This window comes from Agromyces solani, from assembly GCF_058349925.1.
In genome coordinates this window covers 349,534-369,188 of the sequence record NZ_JBYRER010000003.1, presented here as the reverse complement: position 1 = coordinate 369,188, position 19,655 = coordinate 349,534, and the positions used below count along the sequence as shown (strand labels likewise).

At 70.8% G+C, this 19,655-nt stretch carries 18 protein-coding genes, 2 tRNA genes and 1 pseudogene; 14 read left to right on the top strand and 7 right to left on the bottom strand.

The genetic code is table 11. From position 1 onward, the window contains the following. Positions 1-51 precede the first annotated feature (51 nt). From serS to AC3RJ7_RS14110, 7 genes are all read left to right on the top strand, one after another. Complete coding sequence (gene serS / locus AC3RJ7_RS14140; protein ID WP_491456486.1) at positions 52-1,320, top strand: serine--tRNA ligase; 1,269 nt, start codon at positions 52-54, stop codon at positions 1,318-1,320. Then, a complete protein-coding gene (locus tag AC3RJ7_RS14135) occupies positions 1,317-2,150 on the top strand; it encodes an HAD family hydrolase (RefSeq protein ID WP_491456485.1) in 834 nt (277 codons plus the stop codon). The genes serS and AC3RJ7_RS14135 overlap by 4 nt, the downstream gene beginning before the upstream one ends. 62 nt (positions 2,151-2,212) lie before the next feature. Next, positions 2,213-3,580, top strand: coding sequence for an LCP family protein (locus tag AC3RJ7_RS14130; protein ID WP_491456484.1), 1,368 nt, complete (start codon positions 2,213-2,215; stop codon positions 3,578-3,580). 125 nt (positions 3,581-3,705) lie between these two features. Then, a tRNA-Ser gene (locus tag AC3RJ7_RS14125) sits at positions 3,706-3,790 on the top strand. A gap of 79 nt (positions 3,791-3,869) precedes the next feature. Further along, positions 3,870-5,120, top strand: coding sequence for an LCP family protein (locus AC3RJ7_RS14120; protein ID WP_491456483.1), 1,251 nt, complete (start codon positions 3,870-3,872; stop codon positions 5,118-5,120). A 102-nt stretch (positions 5,121-5,222) separates the two neighbouring features. Continuing rightward, positions 5,223-5,311: transfer RNA gene (locus AC3RJ7_RS14115), tRNA-Ser, on the top strand. Positions 5,312-5,411: 100 nt separating this feature from the next. After that, positions 5,412-5,831, top strand: a complete 420-nt coding sequence (locus AC3RJ7_RS14110; protein WP_491456482.1) for a PPOX class F420-dependent oxidoreductase — start codon at positions 5,412-5,414, stop codon at positions 5,829-5,831. A 12-nt stretch (positions 5,832-5,843) separates the two neighbouring features. Here AC3RJ7_RS14110 and AC3RJ7_RS14105 read toward each other — a convergent pair whose 3' ends face one another. Further along, the gene (locus AC3RJ7_RS14105) at positions 5,844-6,677 is read right to left on the bottom strand and encodes a M23 family metallopeptidase (protein ID WP_491456481.1); all 834 of its coding nucleotides are present in this window, start codon (positions 6,675-6,677) and stop codon (positions 5,844-5,846) included. Between the two features lie 166 nt (positions 6,678-6,843). On the opposite strand from AC3RJ7_RS14105, the gene AC3RJ7_RS14100 reads away from it, so the two are divergent. The 4 genes from AC3RJ7_RS14100 to AC3RJ7_RS14085 all read left to right on the top strand — a co-directional run bounded on the left by AC3RJ7_RS14100 (position 6,844) and on the right by AC3RJ7_RS14085 (position 11,268). Further along, positions 6,844-7,767: a S1C family serine protease gene (locus AC3RJ7_RS14100; RefSeq protein WP_491456480.1), complete on the top strand. Its 924-nt coding sequence runs from the start codon at positions 6,844-6,846 to the stop codon at positions 7,765-7,767. A gap of 137 nt (positions 7,768-7,904) precedes the next feature. Then, on the top strand, positions 7,905-9,002 hold the full coding sequence (locus AC3RJ7_RS14095; RefSeq protein WP_491456479.1) for a DUF998 domain-containing protein: 1,098 nt from the start codon (positions 7,905-7,907) through the stop codon (positions 9,000-9,002). Between the two features lie 181 nt (positions 9,003-9,183). Then, positions 9,184-10,713 carry a nucleobase:cation symporter-2 family protein gene (locus tag AC3RJ7_RS14090; protein WP_491456965.1) on the top strand — a complete coding sequence of 510 codons (1,530 nt, stop codon included), beginning with the start codon at positions 9,184-9,186 and terminating at the stop codon, positions 10,711-10,713. Between the two features lie 135 nt (positions 10,714-10,848). Next, entirely contained in the window at positions 10,849-11,268 is a 420-nt protein-coding gene (locus AC3RJ7_RS14085) for a hypothetical protein (protein ID WP_491456478.1), read from the top strand. A 470-nt stretch (positions 11,269-11,738) separates the two neighbouring features. Here the strand turns inward: AC3RJ7_RS14085 and ku are convergent, their stop codons facing one another. Next, positions 11,739-12,662 (bottom strand): non-homologous end joining protein Ku, encoded by a 924-nt coding sequence (gene ku / locus AC3RJ7_RS14080; protein WP_491456477.1) that lies wholly within the window; start codon positions 12,660-12,662, stop codon positions 11,739-11,741. 114 nt (positions 12,663-12,776) lie between these two features. Here ku and AC3RJ7_RS14075 point away from each other — a divergent pair, with 114 nt between their 5' ends. Then, positions 12,777-15,323 carry an ATP-dependent DNA ligase gene (locus AC3RJ7_RS14075; protein ID WP_491456476.1) on the top strand — a complete coding sequence of 849 codons (2,547 nt, stop codon included), beginning with the start codon at positions 12,777-12,779 and terminating at the stop codon, positions 15,321-15,323. 136 nt (positions 15,324-15,459) lie between these two features. Here the strand turns inward: AC3RJ7_RS14075 and AC3RJ7_RS14070 are convergent, their stop codons facing one another. The 3 genes from AC3RJ7_RS14070 to AC3RJ7_RS14060 are packed head-to-tail and all read right to left on the bottom strand — an operon-like array spanning position 15,460 to position 17,664. Beyond that, positions 15,460-16,446, bottom strand: a complete 987-nt coding sequence (locus AC3RJ7_RS14070) for a DNA topoisomerase IB (protein WP_491456475.1) — start codon at positions 16,444-16,446, stop codon at positions 15,460-15,462. Between the two features lie 24 nt (positions 16,447-16,470). Next, on the bottom strand, positions 16,471-16,737 hold the full coding sequence (locus tag AC3RJ7_RS14065; protein ID WP_491456474.1) for a DUF7218 family protein: 267 nt from the start codon (positions 16,735-16,737) through the stop codon (positions 16,471-16,473). Positions 16,738-16,767: 30 nt separating this feature from the next. Then, positions 16,768-17,664: an SDR family oxidoreductase gene (locus AC3RJ7_RS14060; RefSeq protein WP_491456473.1), complete on the bottom strand. Its 897-nt coding sequence runs from the start codon at positions 17,662-17,664 to the stop codon at positions 16,768-16,770. Positions 17,665-17,824: 160 nt separating this feature from the next. Here AC3RJ7_RS14060 and AC3RJ7_RS14055 point away from each other — a divergent pair. Beyond that, positions 17,825-18,127 (top strand): annotated as a pseudogene (locus tag AC3RJ7_RS14055) (DUF7882 family protein); the annotation flags it as partial. 170 nt (positions 18,128-18,297) lie between these two features. On the opposite strand, the gene AC3RJ7_RS14050 reads toward AC3RJ7_RS14055, so the two are convergent. Continuing rightward, complete coding sequence (locus tag AC3RJ7_RS14050; RefSeq protein ID WP_491456472.1) at positions 18,298-18,882, bottom strand: SRPBCC family protein; 585 nt, start codon at positions 18,880-18,882, stop codon at positions 18,298-18,300. 179 nt (positions 18,883-19,061) lie between these two features. Here AC3RJ7_RS14050 and AC3RJ7_RS14045 point away from each other — a divergent pair, with 179 nt between their 5' ends. After that, positions 19,062-19,274, top strand: coding sequence for a hypothetical protein (locus AC3RJ7_RS14045; RefSeq protein WP_491456471.1), 213 nt, complete (start codon positions 19,062-19,064; stop codon positions 19,272-19,274). A 16-nt stretch (positions 19,275-19,290) separates the two neighbouring features. On the opposite strand, the gene AC3RJ7_RS14040 is transcribed toward AC3RJ7_RS14045, so the two are convergent. After that, positions 19,291-19,614 (bottom strand): DUF7882 family protein, encoded by a 324-nt coding sequence (locus AC3RJ7_RS14040; RefSeq protein ID WP_491456470.1) that lies wholly within the window; start codon positions 19,612-19,614, stop codon positions 19,291-19,293. Positions 19,615-19,655: the final 41 nt, after the last annotated feature.

The following is a 19,655-nucleotide window of genomic DNA, read 5'->3' as shown; positions in this document are numbered from 1 at the left end:
GTGCGTGAGTCCGCTGAAGGGCCGGGGATGCCGCGGGCTAGACTTGCTCGGGTGATCGACCCCGTGCTGCTCCGCGAGAACCCCGACCTGATCAAGCGTTCGCAGGAGCTCCGTGGCGAGTCCTCGGCGTTCGTCGACGAGGCCGTCGCCGCCGATGCGGCGCGCCGCACGGCGATCACCGTCTTCGAGACGCTCCGCGCCGAGCAGAACGCGTTCGGCAAGCAGGTCGCGCAGGCGCCGAAAGACGCGAAGGCCGCCCTCGTCGCCCAGGCCCAGGAGCTCGCCGGTCGCGTGAAGGCCGCGAACCAGGCCGTGAGCGATGCCGAGGCCGAGTTCACCCTCGCCGTGCAGAAGCTCGGCAACATCGTCATCGACGGGGTGCCCGCCGGCGGCGAAGACGACTACGTCGTCCTCCGCGAGGTCGGCGAGATCCCCGCGTTCGACTTCGAGCCGCGCGACCACCTCGAGATCGGCGAGCTGCTCGACGCGATCGACATGCAGCGCGGCGCGAAGGTGTCGGGCGCGCGCTTCCACTACCTCAAGGGCGTGGGCGCCCGCCTGGAGCTCGCGATCATGACGATGGGCCTCGACCGGGCGATCGCCGCCGGGTTCACGCCGCTCATCACGCCGACGCTCGTGCGGCCCGAGATCATGAACGGCACCGGGTTCCTCGGCTCGCACGCCGAGGAGGTCTACTACCTGCCCGACCAGGAGCTGTACCTCACCGGTACGAGCGAGGTCGCGCTCGCCGGGTACCACGCCGACGAGATCATCGACGTGTCGAACGGTCCCATCCGCTACGCCGGCTGGTCGACCTGTTACCGCAGCGAAGCCGGCTCGCACGGCAAGGACACGCGCGGCATCATCCGGGTGCACCAGTTCAACAAGCTCGAGATGTTCACCTACATCGACCCGGCCGACGCCGAGGCCGAGCACGAGCGGCTGCTCGCGTGGCAGGAGGACATGCTGCAGAGCCTCGGGCTCGCGTACCGGGTGATCGACACCGCCGCGGGCGACCTCGGCTCGAGCGCCGCACGCAAGTACGACGTCGAGGCGTGGGTGCCGACGCAGAACGCGTACCGCGAGCTCACGTCGACGTCGAACTGCACGACGTTCCAGGCCCGCCGGCTCGACATCCGCCACCGCACCGAGAGCGGTAGGACCGCGCCGGTCGCGACGCTCAACGGCACGCTCGCGACGACCCGATGGATCGTCGCCATCCTCGAGACCCACCAGCAGGCGGACGGATCGGTGATCGTGCCCGAGGCGCTGCGCGGCTACCTCGGCGGGCTCGAGCGATTCGAGCCCGTCGCGCGATGAGCATCGAGCGGACGACGGCGGACGACGTCGCGGCGGAGCAGTGGTTCGTCGCGCTCGACGTCGACGGCACGATCATGCACGAGGACGGCACGATCGACGGCCTCGTCGCCGACGCCGTCGCCGCAGCGGCGGAGCGGGGCCACCTCGTGACCCTCGCGACCGGCCGTTCGTGGGCCACGACGCGGCCCGTGCTCGAAGAGCTGGGACTCGTGCCCGAGTACGTCGTGTGCGCGAACGGCGCGATCACGATGCGCCGTGACGACACCGTCGATGGTGGTTACACGCGCGAGCACGTCGAGACGTTCGACCCGACCGCGGTGCTCGAGCGCATCCGGGCGTTCCTGCCGTCGGGCAAGTTCATGGTCGAGCTCGCCGACGGGCACCGGCTCTACACGGCGGGCATGACCGAGTGGAACCTCGACGACGCGCGCGAGGTGGTGTTCGACGAGCTGCTCGACCAGCGCGCGACGCGCGTGGTCGTCACGAGCCTCGAGCACGGCCTCGACGAGTTCTTCGAGATCGTCGACAAGATGGGCCTGCACCACGTGAGCTACGCGATCGGGTGGACGGCGTGGCTCGACATCGCGCCCGACGGGGTCAACAAGGCGACCGCGCTCGAGCGGGTGCGCGGATGGCTCGGGGTCGACGCCGATCGGGTGCTCGCCGTCGGCGACGGTCGCAACGACCTCGAGATGTTCGCGTGGGCCGGCGCGGCCGGCCGCTCGGTCGCGATGGGCCAGGCGCCCGATGAGGTGCGGGCCGCAGCGCTCGAGGTGACCGGGGCCGTCCACGAGGCGGGTCTCGCGTCGACGCTCGACACACTGCCCTGACCGGCGGTGCGCATCCGCGCGGGGGCGCGGAAAATAGAATCATCCGGTCGGGAGGGGACGACGTGGAACGAGGGACCGAGGAGCCGGGCGGAGCGGCCGCGACGCGGGCCGGTGCGGCCGACGAGCGCCCGGCGACGCCGGGCGGGGTCGGCGACGCCGCGACGTCGGCGCCGCCCGCGACCGCGGTCGAGCCCGCTCGCCACGGCCGACTCCCGCCCCACACCGGGCCCCGCGCGACGCTCAAGCTCGTGGCATCCGTCGTCGCCGTCGTCGCGGTGAGCGCGACCGCGGTCGCCGCCTACGCGGCCGTCGACCTCGTGGGGTCGGTGAAGCAGGGCGCCTCGCTCGCGAGCGAGACCCTCCTCGAGGGAGTGCCCGATATCGGTGCGATGGACGGCGGACTCAACTTCCTGCTCGTCGGCAGCGACGAGCGCCCCAAGGACGGTTCGTTCGGCGACCCCGAGCTCGACTCGGGCACGCTCAACGACGTCAACATGCTGCTGCACGTGTCGCAGGACCACTCGCATGTGGAGGTCGTGAGCTTCCCCCGCGACATGATCGTGCCCGTGCCGGAGTGCCCCGACCCGGTCGACCCTGGGACCGGCCCCCTGTCGGCGATGTCGGGCGTGCCGCTCAACAGCGTGCTCGAGCACGGCGGCCTCACGTGCGTCGCGATGACGATCGAACAGCTCACGGGCACGAAGATCCCGGTCGGCGGCGTCGTCGAGTTCAAGGGCGTCGCCGCGCTCTCCGAAGCCGTCGGCGGGGTCGAGGTCTGCCTCGCCGACCCGATCGACGACATCGACTCGGGCCTGCACCTGCCGGCCGGCGTGCACAGCCTGAAGGGGTACGACGCGCTCGCCTTCCTGCGCACTCGGCATGCGGTCGGCGACGGCAGCGACCTCGCGCGCATCGCGAGCCAGCAGGCGTTCCTCGCATCGCTCGCCCGAACCCTCCAGTCGAGCGGCACCCTCAGCGACCCGGTGAAGCTCTACTCCATCGCGAAGGCCGTGCTCTCGAACATCGAGCTCTCGAAGGAGCTGCAGAACCCGACCCGCCTGATGTCGATCGCCCGCGCCCTGCAGGACACCGACCTGTCGAAGATCGCCTTCGTGCAGTACCCGACGGTCGGCGCCGGCGACGGGCAGCACGTGCTCCCGTCCGAGACGTCGGCCGAGCTCGTGAACCTCGCCCTGCAGGAGGACCGCCCGATCGTGCTCGACCCGGCGGCGCTCGACGACGCCGAGTTCGGCACGGTCGACCCGAACGCGCCGGCCGAGGGCGAGGGCGAGGGCGACGGCGTCGACGAGGAGCCCGCGGAGGAGCCGACCGAGGCTCCGGCCACGACGCCGCCCGCCGACCAGTTGCCGCCCGACGTGACCGGAACCACCGGCGACCAGGTGCGCTGCACCACCGCGAACGAGGGCTGACCGCCGCACCCGACCGCGCTTCAGCGCTCTTTCAGGAGCCTCTGCGAGGCTCTCAGAAGCGCGATTCGGCTAGAATCGGGGCCTGCCTGCTCGATGAACTCCGCCTCGGAGGGTCGCGCGGGCATGGAGGGCTGTCCGAGCGGCCGATGGAGCTGGTCTTGAAAACCAGTGGGCAGCAATGCCTCGTGGGTTCGAATCCCACGCCCTCCGCGCGACCACCCGACAGGAGAGGACCCCGGTGAACGAAGCGTTGCGCCCCAGCTCGCGGCGCGCCGCCAAGAATCCTGCGGTGGCACGACACGGGCGGCTCGGCCGTCGTTCGATCGTGCGTACGCTCGCGAAGGTGGCGGCGTCGTTCGTCGCCGTCGCGCTCGTCTCCGGCGGTGCGGTCGCCGCGTACGCCGCGTGGGACCTCGCGAACACCCTGAAGCCGACCGTCTCGCTCGGCAACGAAGACGTGCTCGAGGGCGTGCCCGACGTCGGAGCGATGGAGGGCGGCGTCAACGTGCTGCTCGTCGGCAGCGACAGCCGCGAGGGCCAGGGCAACGGCTTCGGCGACCCCGACGAAGAGACCGCCGTGCTCAACGACGTCACGATGCTCCTGCACATCTCGCAGGACCACTCGCACGTCGAGGTCATCAGCTTCCCGCGAGACATGTTCGTCGACGTGCCCGCGTGCACCGACCCCGAGGACCCCGCCGGCGAACCGCTCTACGAGCAGTACGGCGTGAAGATCAACTCCGTGCTCGACTACGGCGGCATGGCGTGCGTCGTGAAGACCGTCGAACAGCTCACGGGCGTCACCATCCCGTTCGCCGGCACCGTGCAGTTCATGGGCGTCGCCGCGATGAGCGAGGCCGTCGGCGGCGTCGAGGTCTGCGTGGCCGAGCCCATCGAGGACGAGCACACCGACCTCTACCTCGACGCCGGCATGCACGAGCTCAAGGGGCTCCAGGCACTGCAGTTCCTGCGCACCCGGCACGGCGTCGGCGACGGCTCCGACCTCGGCCGCATCTCGAACCAGCAGGTCTTCATGTCGTCGCTCGCCCGCAAGCTGCAGGACGGCGGCACGCTCGGCGACCCCGTCGCGCTCTACTCGATCGCCAAGGCGGCCCTCGCGAACATGGAGCTGTCGAGCTCGCTCGCGAACCCCACCACCATGGTGTCGATCGCGAAGGCCATGAAGGACATCGATCTCGCGAAGATCGCGTTCATCCAGTACCCGACCGGCACCGTCGAGGGCGGCGTCATGCCGAGCGACTCGGCGTCGATCGTGAACACCGCGCTCCAGCAGGACACCCCCGTGACCTTCGACCCCGAGGCCGACGACGCGTCGTTCGCCTCGGCGGGCGACCCGAGCGCTCCGCCGGCGGAGGAGGCGCCCGTCGAGGAGGCTCCCGCGGAGGAGACGCCCGAGGGTGAGGCCCCGGCCGAGACGACGGCGCCCGAGCCGACGACCGAGGCGCTGCCGATCGACGTCACCGGCCAGACGGCCGCCGACACCCGTTGCTCGGCGGGCCGCACCCTCGAAGACCAATAGCCGGTCGGGATGCCTCGGGGCCGACCCCGAGGCATCCCGAATCGTCTTTCCGGCGATCGTCGGGTTATGATGGCTGTCGCGTGTGCGCCTGCGCACCCGCGAGGAGACGTCGCATAGTCCGGTCGAGTGCACCACCCTGCTAAGGTGGAGTCCCCGTAAGGGGACCGCGGGTTCAAATCCCGCCGTCTCCGCACTTGAGAGCCCCTCGTTCGCGAGGGGCATTCGTCGTTCGGGACCTTGCCTGCCGCACCTCGTCGATCCCTGCGTCGCGCCGTCGGTAGCATTGCCCGGGTGCGGGAACTGACGTCAGCCGGAACCGAGTTCGTGACCGAGCGGCATCTCGCGACGCTCTCGACGCTCGCGCCGTGGGGCGGCATCCATGCGGTGCCCGTCGGGTTCACCCTGCACGGCGGGGTGCTGCGGATCATCACCTCGGGCGATTCGCAGAAGGTGCGGAACGTCCTGCGGGATCCGACGGCCACGGTGAGCCAGATGGCAGGTGCGCACTGGGTCACCTTCCAGGGCGTCGCGACGGTCCACGACGACCCGGCCGAGGTCGCGCTCGCCGTCGAGCTGTACGCCGCGCGCTATCGGCGGCCTCGCGAGAACCCGCGGCGCGTGGCGATCCACGTCACCCCGCAGCGCCTGTTCGGCAGCGCGGGCATGGTCGGGGCGATCGACGTCGGGGATGCCTCGACCGGATCGCGGTAGCCGACCGGTGCGTCACGCGGCGGTGAGGTTCATGACCTCGGCGCCCCAGAGCTTGAGGAACGGCACCCCGTCGCCGCGGATCTTGTGCAGCTCGAACCGCAGGGTCGACTCGCCCGGCACCTTGACGAGCGCCGGGATCGCCGCTTCGACGAGGCCGGAGCGGGAACCGTCGATGGTGAACCGGTAGCCGGGCGAGTCGTCGCCGTTCTTGGACAGGACCAGCATCCCCTCGATCTGGGCATCCTCGAAGAAGTCGTCGAGATACAGATTGAGGATCATCTGGTACAGGCCGGGCCCACCCGTTCCGGCGGCAAGGTTCGTGCCGTCCGAATCGGCGTCGACCGGCATCGGCTGCCAGGCGCTCCGCACGGGGAACCCGTGCGCGTTCTGGAATCTGGTGTGCTTCCTCATGTCGACCTCCTCGGCGTCCTCGCCGTCGGTGAAGTGGCTCCAGGGGTTGTGGCGAACGCCGTCCCTCTCGAGGTGGCGGTGGAGGTGCTCGACGACGCCGCCCGTGTCACCCGTGAAGGCGATGATCTCGCCCTGCTCGAAGAAGTCGCCGTCGACGCCGACGTAGCGGTCGAGGTGACTGAACACATCGCCCCAGCCCGGGTTGTCGCGATGCTCGAACAGCATGCTGTTGCCGGCCGAACCGTTGTCGGGACGGCGGCGGACCCACCCGGCGGTCGGGGCGCGCACGGGCGTCCCGACCGCGGCGACGAGGTCCACGCCGCCGCGGAGGCCCTCGGTCCGGTCGAGATGGTGCTGCCACGACACGAAGGCATCGCGATCGTCGTCGGCGATCACGACCGACGGACCGTTCAGGATGTAGTGCCGCAATGCCATGGTGCGCTCCTCTCGGGCGTCCGGTCCATGTACGAGCAGTACCGCCACGACGCGGTGCGTTCAACAGGGCTAGCACGGAATCGAGCGGTGCCCGGGCGGCGGTGCTCGCAGTCCGCCCTGCGCGAACGCCGGACACCGGGCCGATCGACGGGTCGAGACTTGCTGCATGGACGACAGCGAGGCCCTCGACGCCTACTCGGCGGCGGTCGTCCGCGTCGCCGAGACGGTGCTCCCCTCGGTCGCCGCGGTGAGCGTGCGTACGGCCGCCGGTGCCGGCGCGGGAAGCGCCTCCGTGATCAGCGGCGACGGGCACCTCCTCACGAGCGCCCACGTCGTCGCCGAGGCATCCACGGTCGAACTCGCCTTCGCCGACGGCAGTTCGGCCCCCGCCCGGGTGGTCGGAGCCGACGTGCTCTCCGACCTCGCCGTGCTGCGGGCGACCGGGCCGACGCCCAGCCCGGTGCCGCTCGGCGATGCGACGCAGCTGCGGGTCGGCCAGCTCGTCGTCGCCCTCGGCAATCCGCGCGGGCTCGCCGGCAGTGTCACCGCCGGCATCGTCTCGGCGCTCGGCCGCTCGCTGCCGACCGGCTCGGGGCGGGTGATCGACGAGGTGATCCAGACCGATGCCGCGCTCAACCCCGGCAGCAGCGGCGGCGCCCTCGCCGACAGTCGCGGGAGGCTCGTCGGCATGAACACAGCCGTCGCGGGGATCGGGCTCGGTCTCGCCGTGCCGATCAACGCCACGACGCTGAGCATCATCGAGACGCTCACGACGCACGGGCGGGTGCGCCGGGCGTGGCTCGGCGTCGCCGGCGCGAAGGTGCCGCTGAGCCCCGAGGCCGCGGCGCGGATCGGCTCGCCGACGGGGATGCAGGTCATGTCCACGGTGATCGGGAGCCCGGCCGCGCTCGCCGGGGCCCGCCCGGGCGACATCGTCATCACCATCGACCGCACCCCGGTGTTCGACCCGACCGGGCTGCAGCGCCTGATGGTCGAAGCCGCGATCGGCCGTCGCATGGAGATGACCGTGCTGCGCAACGGGGCGCTCGTCGACCTCGTGGTCGCGCCCGAGGAGCTCCGGCTCCGCTGAGCCTCGTCGAGCGACGCGCGAGCCGAGGCATCCTCGGTCGACGTGGACGAAACCCGCGCGGCCTCAGCCGCCGGGCCCCGCCCCCGGTCGAGAATCGGAGCACGACCGACCGCAGCACCGTTCGCGAAGGAGGCGTCGTGATCCCGCATTCGCATCCGGCGCGTCGCGACGCGATCGCGGGCAGTCCCGCGGCCCGGGTCGAGGCGCGGGCGGAACGATGGGGTCTCGCCGCGCTCGTCGGCGGCCTGCTGGTCACCGTCATCCTGATGGCCGGTGCTCGGTGGCCGCTCGCCGGCCCCGACTCCCTCGGCAACATCGCCGCGTGGGCCTCGTCGGCGTGCGCCGGGCTCGCGTTCGCGGTCTCCTTCATCATCGAGTCGCGGCGGGGACACGCCGACTGGCGCAGGAGGCTGCCGTGGGTCAAGCGCGCCGTCGACCTCGTCGCCATGTCGCTCGCGATGGCGATGCTCGCCTACCTCGTCGTGCTCGCCGTCGCCAACCTCTTCCAGCTCGGCTTCCGCGGGCTCACGGTCGACGCGTTCGGCGGCGGCGCCCTCGCAGGCGGCGCGGCCGCGGCGGCCACGTATGCGTCGGCCCTCTCCGGCGCCCGCGTGACGACCGACGGGCTCGCGACCCTCGCGACCCTCGTCCTCTTCATCGGGACGATGGCGAGCATGCTGAGCTCGCCTGACGAGTCGTGGTGGCAGCTGCACTTCTCGCAACTCGGCAACCTCGACGACGGCTCGGCGTACCGGTTCAACCTCGCCCTCATCCTCACGGGCCTCGTCGTGACGGTGCTCGCGAACTACGTGGGGCATGACCTCGAGGCCGGGCTCGTCGCCCGCCGCGTCGACCCGCGCTGGCGGGTGCGGCTGCTCGCGTGGCTGTTCGCCGGCATCGGCATCTGCCTGACGATCGCGGGCCTCGTGCCCGACGCCGTCAGCGTGCCGCTGCACGTGAGCGCCGCGTCGGGCATGGTCGTGATCTTCGGCGTCTTCGTGTTCTGCGCGGTGCGCGTGCTGCCGGCCCTGCCGGCCGAGGTCGCCGGGTTCTCGCTGTTCGTCGTGATCGGCATCCTGGTGGCGGTGGCCCTTTGGGTGCCGATCGGCTACTTCAACCTGACCGGCACGGAGTTCATCGTCGCGGGCCTGCTGTTCGCCTGGCTGCTGGTCTTCGTCCGCGCGATCAGCGCGTACTCGCACGGCGAGGCGAGCAACGAGTCGACCGGCGCCTGACGGCCACGAGCCGTTCGTCGCCCGGGGGGTTGACAGATCCCCGAGCGCGGCGTTCAATGTCTTCACTCAGTGGAAAATGACTTCCGTAATGTGAAAACAGCACGGAGGCCACGGACGAAGGACAAGCAGTGACGCTTGAAGTATTCTCCCGGGGCTCGGAGGCGCGGTGCGTCGCATGAGCATGAAGATCACGAAGCGGGCCGCACGTGCGCAGGGCGCCGGCGCCGCGAACCCACCACGTCCCGAGGATGAGCGGCTCCCCGTCGCCACCTCGTTCGCCTTCGGGCTCCAGCACGTGCTGACGATGTACGGCGGCATCATCGCCCCGCCGCTCATCGTGGGCTCGGCGGCCGGACTCTCCGCGAGCGACATCGGGCTCCTCGTCGCCGCCTGTCTCTTCGTGGGCGGCGTCGCGACGATCCTCCAGACCGTCGGCATCCCGTTCTTCGGGGCGCAGCTGCCGCTCGTGCAGGGCGTCTCGTTCGCGAGCGTCGCGACCATGGTCGCGATCGTGAACGGCAGCGGCATCCAAGCGGTCTTCGGCGCCGTCCTCGTCGCTGCGGCCACCGGATTCCTGATCACACCGATCTTCTCGAAGATCATCCGGTTCTTCCCGCCCGTGGTGACCGGCACGGTCATCACGATGATCGGGCTCTCGCTGCTTCCCGTCGCGGCCAACTGGGCGATGGGCGGCAACCGCGAGGCCGAGAACTACGGCAGCATGGCCAACATCGGCCTCGCCGCCCTCACCCTCGCGGTCGTGCTGCTGCTCTCGAAGCTCGGCAACGCGGCGGTCTCGCGCCTCTCGGTGCTGCTCGCGATCGTCATCGGCACCCTCGCCGCGATCCCGCTCGGCATGGCCGACTTCTCGAACGTCGGCACGGGTCCGATCTTCGCCTTCCCGACCGTCTTCGCCTTCGGGCCGCCGACCTTCGACCTCGCCGCGATCGTGTCGATGCTCATCGTCATCCTCGTGATCCTCACCGAGACGACGGCCGACATCCTCGCCGTCGGCGAGATCGTCGGCACCAAGGTCGACGCGAAGCGCATCGGCAACGGCCTGCGCGCCGACATGCTCTCGAGCATGCTCTCGCCGCTGTTCAACTCGTTCCCGCAGAGCGCGTTCGCGCAGAACGTGGGGCTCGTCGCGATCACGGGCATCAAGAGCCGCTTCGTCGTGAGCGCGGGAGGTGCGATCCTCATCGTGCTCGGCCTGCTGCCGATCCTCGGGCGCGTCGTGGCCGCCGTGCCGCCCGCCGTGCTCGGCGGTGCCGGCATCGTGCTCTTCGGCACGGTCGCGGCGAGCGGCATCCGCACGCTGTCGAAGGTCGACTACCGCGGCAACATGAACCTCATCATCGTCGCCACGTCGATCGGCATCGGCATGCTGCCCATCGCCGCCCCGGCGTTCTACGACGCCTTCCCGACCTGGTTCTCGACGATCTTCCACTCGGGCATCTCGTCCGCGGCCGTGTCGGCGATCCTGCTGAACATCCTCTTCAACCACGTCAAGGCCGGAAACTCGAAGAACTCCTCGGTGTTCGTGGCATCGCCGCCGCGCATGGTGCGCGAGGAGGAGCTCACTGCCCTCGAGGACGGCGACTACTACCTCGGCGGCAAGCTCATCGCGGCCGACGGCCGCGAGGTGAAGATCATCCCGACGGGAAGCATCCCGGCGATCCTCGACGACGATCCGCCGAAGCGTGCCTGAACGGGGTGCATGAGCGCGCCGTCGCCCGGTGGCCGTGGGGTGGCACCGGGCGACGGCGCTGCGCGTGTCGGTGGCATCTCACTAGACTTCATTCGTCACATTCGATTTGGGGGACTTGCCACCATGCAGAAAATCATGAAGACCACCGCACTGCTCTTCGCCGGGGCCCTGCTGTTCACGGGCTGCGCTTCGAACGGCGGCACCAACGACGCCGCCGAGGACAAGTGCGAGACGGTCCGCGTCGCGGTCCGCGACATCTCGAACGGCGCGCAGAACGCCGTGCTCACCGGCACCGAGCAGGCGGCCGTTCTCGAGAAGCTCGACGGCTATTCGACGCGCCTCGACGACCTCGCCACCGAGTACGCCGACGACGAGGACATCTCCGCGGCGATCGCCACGCTCCAGGAGAAGGTCACCGCCGCCGAGGAGTACGCGCAGACGCTGCCGACCGCGCCCGACGAGACCTTCGAGGCCGACGCCGAGGCGCAGGCCGCCGTGACGGGCGACATCCAGACCGCGTCCGTCACCGTCACCGAGGCGTGCGAGGCCGAGTAACCACCTCCCGCAGCACGCGAGCGCGCGGCAGCCGTTCATCGGGTGCCGCGCGTTCCGCGTTCGACGATCCGGTGCGGATGCCTCCGGGCCCCGGGGATGCCTTCGGCCCCGGGGATGCCCTCAGGCATCGGGGATGCCTTCGGCCCCGGGGATGCCTTCGGCCCCGGGGATGCCTTCGGCCCCGGGGATGCCTTCGGCTCGGGGATGGCTCCGGTGGATGCCGTGCGACGACGGTCTGATCGGCAACGGGTGACACGAGTGACTCGGCGGAGGGGTTGCTTCGCAAGGGCCGACCACATGGCCACATGACCACACGTCGTGCGACCACATGACCACATGACCACAGGTCGAGCGACCACATGACCACATGACCACACCCGTGTCGTGGGGATGGGCCGCGCGCGGCCGGCACGATGACGCGGCGGTGCCGGACGGAATGCGGTGTTCGGCGTGCGGGACGTCCGCCGTGATCAGGCCGACTTCGACTTCTTCGGCTTGTCGGCCGCCGTCTTCGTCTTCGAGGAGGATTTCGGCTTCGCCGAGGCATCCGCCTTCGAAGTGCCCGTGCCGCCGGCTGCCTTCGCGCCGCCCTTGCCGCCCGACGTCTCACCGCCGCGCTTCGCGGCGATCGACTTGCGCAGCGCCTCCATGAGGTCGATGACCTCGCCGCCCTCCTCCTCGGGCTCCTCGCCGAACGTGGCGGCGGTGTCGACCGCCTCGCCCTGCTCGAGCTTCGCCTCGATGAGCGTGCGCAGCTCCTGCTGGTACTCGTCGACGTACTGCTCGGGCTCGAAGTCGGAGACGAGGCTCTCGACGAGCTGCTTCGAGAGGTCGAGCTCCTTCGACGAGATCTTCACCGGCTCGTCGAGCGACTTGAACTCGGCCGCGCGGACCTCGTCGCTCCAGAGCAGGGTCTGCACGACGAGCACGTCGCCGCGCACGCGCAGGGCTGCAAGGCGCGTCTTCTGGCGCAGCGCCATCTGCACGATCGCGGTGCGGTCGGTCGACTCGAGGGTCTCGCGCAGCAGCACGTACGCCTTGTTCGACGCCGAATCGGGTTCGAGGTAGTAGCTGCGGTCGAGCATGATCGGGTCGATCTGCTCGCTCGGCACGAACTCGACGACCTCGATCTCGCGGCTGCGCTCGGCGGGCAGCGACTTCAGGTCGTCGTCGGTGATGACGACGGTGCGTTCGCCGTCGTCGTACGCCTTGTCGATGTTCTGGTAGGCGACGACCTTGCCGCACACCTCGCACTTGCGCTGGTACCTGATGCGCCCGCCGTCCTCGTCGTGCACCTGGTGCAGGGACACGTCGTGGTCCTCGGTCGCGCTGTACAACTTGACGGGCACATTGACGAGGCCGAATGTGACCGCCCCTTTCCAGACGGCTCGCATACCCACCAGTACACACCCGAGGGATGCCTCGTGGGAACCCGCCCCCTCAACCTCGAGTTGCCCGATTCTGCGCAAAACGGGGCAACCCGGGGTCTGGCCGGGCAGGATGGGGGCATGGCCGATGGGGAACGGCAACTCGTCGAGGTCGACGGCCGGCGGCTCAAGCTGACCAACCTCGAGAAGGTCATGTATCCCGAGACGGGCATGACGAAGGGCGAGGTGATCTCGTACTACGCCGAGATCGCCCCGTTCATGCTGCCCCACGTGGCCGGCCGGCCGATCACGCGCAAGCGCTGGGTGCACGGCGTCGGCACCGAGCGCGACCCCGAGGCGCCGTTCTTCGAGAAGGCGCTCGCCGAGCACGCGCCCGACTGGATCCGGCGCGGAGTCATCGAGCACTCCGACGGGCCGAAGACGTACCCGATCGCGGGCGACCGCGCCACGCTCGTGTGGCTCGCACAGCAGGCCGCGCTCGAGCTGCACGTGCCGCAGTGGCGGTTCGCGCCCGACGCGGCGGTGTCGCACCCCGACCGCATGGTGTTCGATCTCGATCCCGGGCCGGGCATGGGGCTCGCCGAGTGCGCAGAGGTCGCCCGGTACGTGCGCGAACTCGTGGCCGGCATGGGACTCGAGGTCATGCCCGTGACGAGCGGCAGCAAGGGCATCCACCTCTATGCGGCGCTCGACGGCGGCCAGAGCTCCGACGAGGTGTCCTCCGTCGCGCACGAGCTCGCCCGCGCCCTCGAGGCCGATCATCCCGACCTCGTCGTGTCGAGCATGCGGAAGTCGCTGCGCACGGGGCGCGTGCTCATCGACTGGAGCCAGAACAACGGCAAGAAGACGACGATCGCGCCGTACTCGCTGCGCGGACGGCACCGCCCGACCGTCGCCGTGCCGCGGACGTGGGAGGAGCTCGACGACCCGGGCCTGCGGCACCTAGAGGCGCACGAGGTGCTCGGGCGGGTCGCCGAGCTCGGCGACCCCATGGCGCACCTCGGGGATGCCTCGGGGCCCGACCCGCTCGCGACCTATCGCTCGATGCGGCGGGCCGGGCGCACGCCCGAGCCCTCGGTCGGTCGAGCGGCGCCAGACGAAGGAGGGCGCGCATCGAGACCATCGGAGGCGGCGCGCTTCGTCATCCAGGAGCACCACGCACGCCGGCTGCACTACGACCTGCGCCTCGAACGCGACGGCGTGCTCAAGAGCTGGGCGGTGCCCAAGGGGGTGCCCGAGGACTCGGGGACGAACCACCTCGCCGTGCAGACCGAGGACCACCCGATCGAATACCTCGCCTTCGAGGGAACCATTCCGACGGGGGAGTACGGCGCCGGCGCGATGACCGTGTGGGACACCGGCGTGTACGACGTCGAGAAGTGGCGCGACGACGAGGTGATCTTCACGCTCGAGGGAGCGACGGGCGGGCCGATGGGGCGCGTGCGGCTCGCGCTCATCCGCACCGAGGGCAGCGGTGAGAAGAGCTCGTGGCTGCTGCACCGCATGAAGGAGCAGGGCCACCCGGGCGGTCGAGTAGCGACGAAGGAGCAGGGCCACCCGGTCGGTCGAGTAGCGACGAAGGAGCGGGGCCACCCGGTCGGTCGAGTAGCGACGAAGGAGCGTATCGAGACCACCGGTACCGAGGTCGGCGCACGGGGTTCTGACACGCGTCCTCCGTCGTCGGGCGCTGCTCGGCAAGCGAGTGGGAAGGTCCAGGAGAAGCCCATGCTCGCGACCGCGGGCACGCTCGGACTGCTGCACGGCGACGACTGGGTACTGGAGTGGAAGTGGGACGGCATCCGCGCGCTCGCACGGGTCGAGGGCGGCGCCGTTCGCCTGCGCAGCCGCAACGGCATCGACGTCACGGCCCGCTATCCCGAGCTGCACCGGCTGCCCGAGATCGTCGACGGCGACGCCCTGCTCGACGGGGAGATCGTCGCGCTCGACGAGGCGGGACGGCCGAGCTTCGGGGTGCTCCAGCAGCGGATGGGACTCACCAAGCCTCGCGAGATCGCCGAGGCCGCGGCATCCGTGCCCGTTCGCCTGCTGCTGTTCGACGTGCTCGAGGCCGCCGGCGAACCGCTCGTCGACGAGCCGTACCGGGTCCGTCGGGCCCGGCTCGAGTCGCTCGTGCGTCCGCGGCGCGGCATCCCCGTCGAGGTGCCCGCGCTCGCTGAGGGGGCACCCGAGGCCGCGCTCGAGGAGAGCCGGCTGCTCGGGCTCGAGGGGCTCATGGCGAAGCGGGCGGACTCGACCTATCGGCCCGGCGCGCGCTCGGACGACTGGCTGAAGCTCAAGCTCACCCGCACGCAGGAGGTCGTGATCGGCGGCTACCGTCGCGGCGTCGGGACACGCGAGGGGCGCATCCGATCGCTGCTCGTCGGCATCCCCGGGGAGGACGGCCTCGAGTACGCGGGGCGGGTCGGGTCGGGATTCCGCGAGCGCGAGCTCGAACGCCTCCTCGAGCGGCTCGACGCGCTCGTGCAACCGCGCTCGCCGTTCCTCGAGGTGCCGGCGGCCGACATCGGCGACGCGGTCTGGGTGCGGCCCGAGCTCGTCGGCGAGATCGAGTTCGGCGAGTGGACCGGAACGGGCGTCGCGCGTCACCCGCGCTGGCGGGGCCTGCGCCCCGACAAGTCGCCCGCCGACGTCCACCGCGAGCCCTGACCCCCGTGCCCGCCCGCCTGCCGCCCGCCCGCCCGGCCCTTCGCGCGGCGCGAGTCGCCGAAAGGTGCTCCTCAGCGTGCCGGGAAGCGCACTTTTCGGCGATTCGCCGACCCGCGTTTCGCAATGAGGCGCTCGTTCAGCCGTCCGACGCCGACGGCGGCGGCTCGAGCAGTTCCAACAGGCGACGTTCGCGATCACGGCCGGATGCCACGACGACGCCCCGCTCGTACGCCTCGACGACGCGCGGGTCGACGTAGCTCGCGCGGGCGATGGCCGGGGTGTTCCCGAGCGCGCGCGCGGCCGTCTCGATCGCCTCGCGCACGGAGGCCGCCCTGGCCCGGGCGCTCGCCGCTGGGCCGAGCACGGCGAGGTGCTCGGCCGCGACGAGCGTGCCGCGCAGCGTGCGGAAGTCCTTCGCCGTGAACGCGCCGCCCGTGCGGGCGCGGATGTCGTCGTTCACGTCGGCGGGCGACGCCGCGCGCATCCCGCGACCCTCCGCCCACGCGTAGAGCCGAGCGGCCGCCGATCGTTCGCCCGCCTCGCCCACGAACCCTGCGAGCCGCTCGTCGGCGACCCGCAGTTCCTGGGCGATGCCGCCCTTCGCACGGAACCTGAACCGCACGGTGTCGGCCGTCTCGACCGCCGCATTGCGCACGAGCAGCGTGGTCAGGCCGCGATTGCGGAAGCCCGCGAGCGACTCCTCCGACCCGATCCTGATGCCGCCCAGGTCGAGCGTCGTGAAGGCCGCCGCGAGCACGCGGGCCCGAGGCATCCCCTCGCTCGCGAGGTCGTGACGTGCGCTGCGGCGGGCCGCCGGCAGTGCGAGGGCGAGCTCGGCCATGCGCTGGAACTTCTCGGCGTCCTGCCGTTCGCGCCAGGCCGGGTGGTAGAGGTACTGGCGCCGGCCCGCAGCGTCGACGCCGACGGCGAGGATGTGGGCGTTCGCGGCGTCGGCGATCCACACGTCGTTCCACGCCGGCGGCACGGCGAGGTCGGCGATGCGGGCGCGCTCGGCGCGACCTGCGGCACCGCCGTCGGCGTGCACGTAGCTGAAGCCGCGACCCCGTCTCACCCGGGAGTAGCCGGGCGAGACGTAGGGCACGACCCGCTTGAGGCGCGGCATCCCGAGCGCACCCGGCCGGCGCGCTCAGTGGTTGCGCAGCGCCGAGATGAGCTCGGACTTGCGCTTGTCGCTGTAGCCGCGCAGTCCGAGTTCCTTCGCGCGGCGCTTGAGCTCGTCGACCGTCCAGTCCTCGTAGTCGCCGTGCTCGCCGCCCTTGCGGCCGACCGCGCTGCGGCCCTGCTTCGCGGCGGCGTTCGAGATGCGCGCGGCCTTCTCCTTCGAAGCTCCGTCCTTCCGGAGCTCCTCGTACAGCTCCGGGTCCTTGAGCGACGCGTTCCTGCGTCCCGGCATCGTGTGCTCCTTCCTGTTCCCGTCGCCCGCTCAGAGCGAGCGTCCTCCGGTGACCGGCACGATCGCGCCCGACACGTACGACGCCTCGTCGGAGGCGAGGTAGACGTACGCGCCGGCGAGCTCGGCCGGCTGACCGGCCCGGCCGATCGGCGTGTTCTTGCCGAAGTCGGGCAGCTTGTCGGGCCATCCGGTCGCCGGGATGAGCGGGGTCCAGATGGGGCCCGGCGCCACGGCGTTCACGCGGATGCCTCGTGGCCCGAGCTCCTCGGCGAGGGCGCGCGTGAACGCGACGAGCGCGGCCTTGGTCATCGCGTAGTCGACGAGCCCGGGCGACGGCTCGAAGCCCTGGATCGAGGCGGTCGTGATGATGCTCGCGCCGGGCTGCATCCGCGGCACGGCGGCCCGCGCGAGGAAGACCGGGGCGAAGAGGTTGACCCGCATGACGTTCTCGAAGTCGTCGGTCGGCACGCCCTCGATGCCGCCGCGATCGCGCTGGTGCGCGGCGTTGAGCACGAGCAGGTCGATGCCGCCGAACGCCTGCTCGACCCGGTCGATGAGCTCCGTGCAGTACGCCTCGTCGCGCAGGTCGCCTGGAAGCAGCAGGGGATCGCTGCCCGCGTCGGTCACCCAGACCGCGGTCTCGTCGGCGTCGGCCTGCTCTTCGGGCAGGTACGAGATCGCGACCTTCGCCCCCTCGCGCGCGAATGCGATCGCGACGGCGCGTCCGATCCCCGAGTCGCCGCCCGTGATGAGCGCGCGATACCCCTCGAGCCGGCCGGCGCCGCGGTAGCTGTACTCGCCGTGGTCGGGCTGGGGTGCCATCGCTGCCGTGAGGCCGGGCGGCTCCTGCTCCTGTTTCGGAAAGCGGTCGGTGGTGTGCTTCGTCGTGGGGTCGATGAGCTGATCTGGGATGAGTCGATCTGTCATGTCGCGGACCTCTCGCTTCCTTCGAACCCAGTCACCGTACGCAGGTCGGGCGCGGCGACGGGAGGGGATTGACACGCCCCCTCCCGGCGTGTGGGATGTGGCCAGGCCGCGCGTCCCGAAACTCGAGCCATCGCGCGACGGAGAGGAATACGGTGATCCTGTGGGGACCCTCTACTACGGCGACTCCGGTACCCCGATCGGCATCGAAGACCGTGCGCTTGCGCATCTCAAGGTCGCGATCATCACCAAGCTGCGACGCGGTGAGAGCTTCACGCTGTCGTGGAAGCACGCCGACGACCAGGCCCGCGGGCGCAGCACGCTGTGGCTGCACGCGTCGATCCCGCTGCGGTTCGTCTTCGATGAGCCCGAGGCACCCGACCTGAGCCGCAAGTGGATCGAGGACCTCATGCGGTCGGCGAACAGCACGGGTGGCATTCAGCTGGTCCCCGAGCAGCTCGACACCGAGCCGATCGCGACGATGCCCTCGCAACCCGTGCAGGTGGGCGTCGACGTTCAGGAGGTCGGGGACGGGGACGGGGACCGCAAGGACTCCGAACGCGAGACGACGCCCGCCGCTCCGGGGTCGTGACCGACCGGTCGGAACGGCGGGCGCCGCGGTCCGAGTGAGGTCCCTCAGGTGACGATGTCGGGGTCGGTGCCCTTCACCGCGTCATCGCCCGACGTCGATCGGGTCGTGCCGCCCGGCACGGCCCCGCCGGCCGGGCGACTGCCCGGCAGGACACCGCCGTCGCTCGTCGCCTCGCCGCCGTGGATCTCGCCGCGCCACGCGCCGGTCTCCGTGCCGCGGTGCTCGACGAAGTCCTTGAACCGGCGCAGGTCGTTCTTCACCTGCAGGTCGTCGAGTTGCAGCACCGCGCCGGCGTTCTCGACGAAGCCCTCGGGCTCCCACTCGAGCTCGAGGTCGACTCGGGTGCGGTCGGCGCCCTCGGACGTGAACTCGACGCGTCCGCGGTGCACCACCTCGCCCGTGCTCCGCCAGGCGACGTGGTCGTCGGGCACCTGGTCGCCGATCTCGGCGTCGAACTCGCGGCGCACCCCGCCGATCGAAACCACCCAGTGGGTGAGTTCGTCGTCGAGCTGCGTGATCGACTCGACCCCGGTCATGAACTCGGGGAAGGTCTCGAACTGCGTCCACTGGTCGTAGGCGACCCGGACGGGGACGTCCACTTCCGTCGTCGCCGTCAATGTCGTCGTCATTGCGTCCCTCCGTTCGATCAGGTTCACCGGCGGCCGTTCGGCCCCGGCGGGCACGGTGTGCCTCGCCGAGCACAGTAGGTCGATGCCCGCCGAACGGCGAGGGGCTTGCCGCTCGGCGGCGGTGCTGGTAGACGAGAAGGAGGGCCGGCATCGGTTGCCGGCCGTGGAGGTGATGCCTCATGGGATCCGTCGACGAAGGCCGGCCGGCGATCGAACGCTGGTGGCCTCATCTCTCGATCACGGCGAGGCATCACGTGCTCGACGACCTCTCGGGGCCGCTCGACGAGACGGTGTCGCGCGAGATCGAGGCCATCACCGGGGCGGCCGCCCCCGAACGGCTCACCGAGTCGGAGCAGCGTTACGTGCTCACCCAGATCGAGGCGGTCGACTGAGCCGGCGCACGGCCGCTCAGTCGCCCTCGAACTCCTCGTTCTCGTCGGGCTCGGGCACGAAGTGCAGGCCCGCGGTGCTGTTCGCCGAGAGCAGGAACTGCTCGATCCAGAGCCGGTTGAGCTTCGGCGGCCGGTTGCCGCTGAACACGAACTGGAGGGGGATCGACTCGTTGAGCCACAGCGTCGTGCGGCCGCTGCCGTTCGCCACGCCGTGCTCCCACGTCATCGCGAAGCTCTCCGAGCGGCGCAGCTTGTTGATGATCGCGATGCGCAGGTGGGCGAGCGTGCGGTCGTCGATGTCGAGTTCGCGGTTCGACGAGTTGTAGATGAGCTTGCCCATGCTCGAACTCTAGTCGGGCGGGTCCGTCTCGGCACAGGCCC

Excerpts from the sequence above, each read along its gene's own strand:
- AC3RJ7_RS14040 (WP_491456470.1), bottom strand. The coding sequence starts at position 19,614 with ATGGGCAAGCTCATCTACAACTCGTCGAACCGCGAACTCGACATCGAC.
- AC3RJ7_RS14135 (WP_491456485.1), top strand. The coding sequence starts at position 1,317 with ATGAGCATCGAGCGGACGACGGCGGACGACGTCGCGGCGGAGCAGTGG.
- AC3RJ7_RS14100 (WP_491456480.1), top strand. The coding sequence starts at position 6,844 with ATGGACGACAGCGAGGCCCTCGACGCCTACTCGGCGGCGGTCGTCCGC.
- AC3RJ7_RS14045 (WP_491456471.1), top strand. The coding sequence starts at position 19,062 with ATGGGATCCGTCGACGAAGGCCGGCCGGCGATCGAACGCTGGTGGCCT.
- AC3RJ7_RS14065 (WP_491456474.1), bottom strand. The coding sequence starts at position 16,737 with ATGCCGGGACGCAGGAACGCGTCGCTCAAGGACCCGGAGCTGTACGAG.
- AC3RJ7_RS14090 (WP_491456965.1), top strand. The coding sequence starts at position 9,184 with ATGAAGATCACGAAGCGGGCCGCACGTGCGCAGGGCGCCGGCGCCGCG.
- AC3RJ7_RS14060 (WP_491456473.1), bottom strand. The coding sequence starts at position 17,664 with ATGACAGATCGACTCATCCCAGATCAGCTCATCGACCCCACGACGAAG.
- AC3RJ7_RS14075 (WP_491456476.1), top strand. The coding sequence starts at position 12,777 with ATGGCCGATGGGGAACGGCAACTCGTCGAGGTCGACGGCCGGCGGCTC.
- AC3RJ7_RS14105 (WP_491456481.1), bottom strand. The coding sequence starts at position 6,677 with ATGGCATTGCGGCACTACATCCTGAACGGTCCGTCGGTCGTGATCGCC.
- ku (WP_491456477.1), bottom strand. The coding sequence starts at position 12,662 with ATGCGAGCCGTCTGGAAAGGGGCGGTCACATTCGGCCTCGTCAATGTG.
- AC3RJ7_RS14070 (WP_491456475.1), bottom strand. The coding sequence starts at position 16,446 with ATGCCGCGCCTCAAGCGGGTCGTGCCCTACGTCTCGCCCGGCTACTCC.
- AC3RJ7_RS14085 (WP_491456478.1), top strand. The coding sequence starts at position 10,849 with ATGAAGACCACCGCACTGCTCTTCGCCGGGGCCCTGCTGTTCACGGGC.
- AC3RJ7_RS14050 (WP_491456472.1), bottom strand. The coding sequence starts at position 18,882 with ATGACGACGACATTGACGGCGACGACGGAAGTGGACGTCCCCGTCCGG.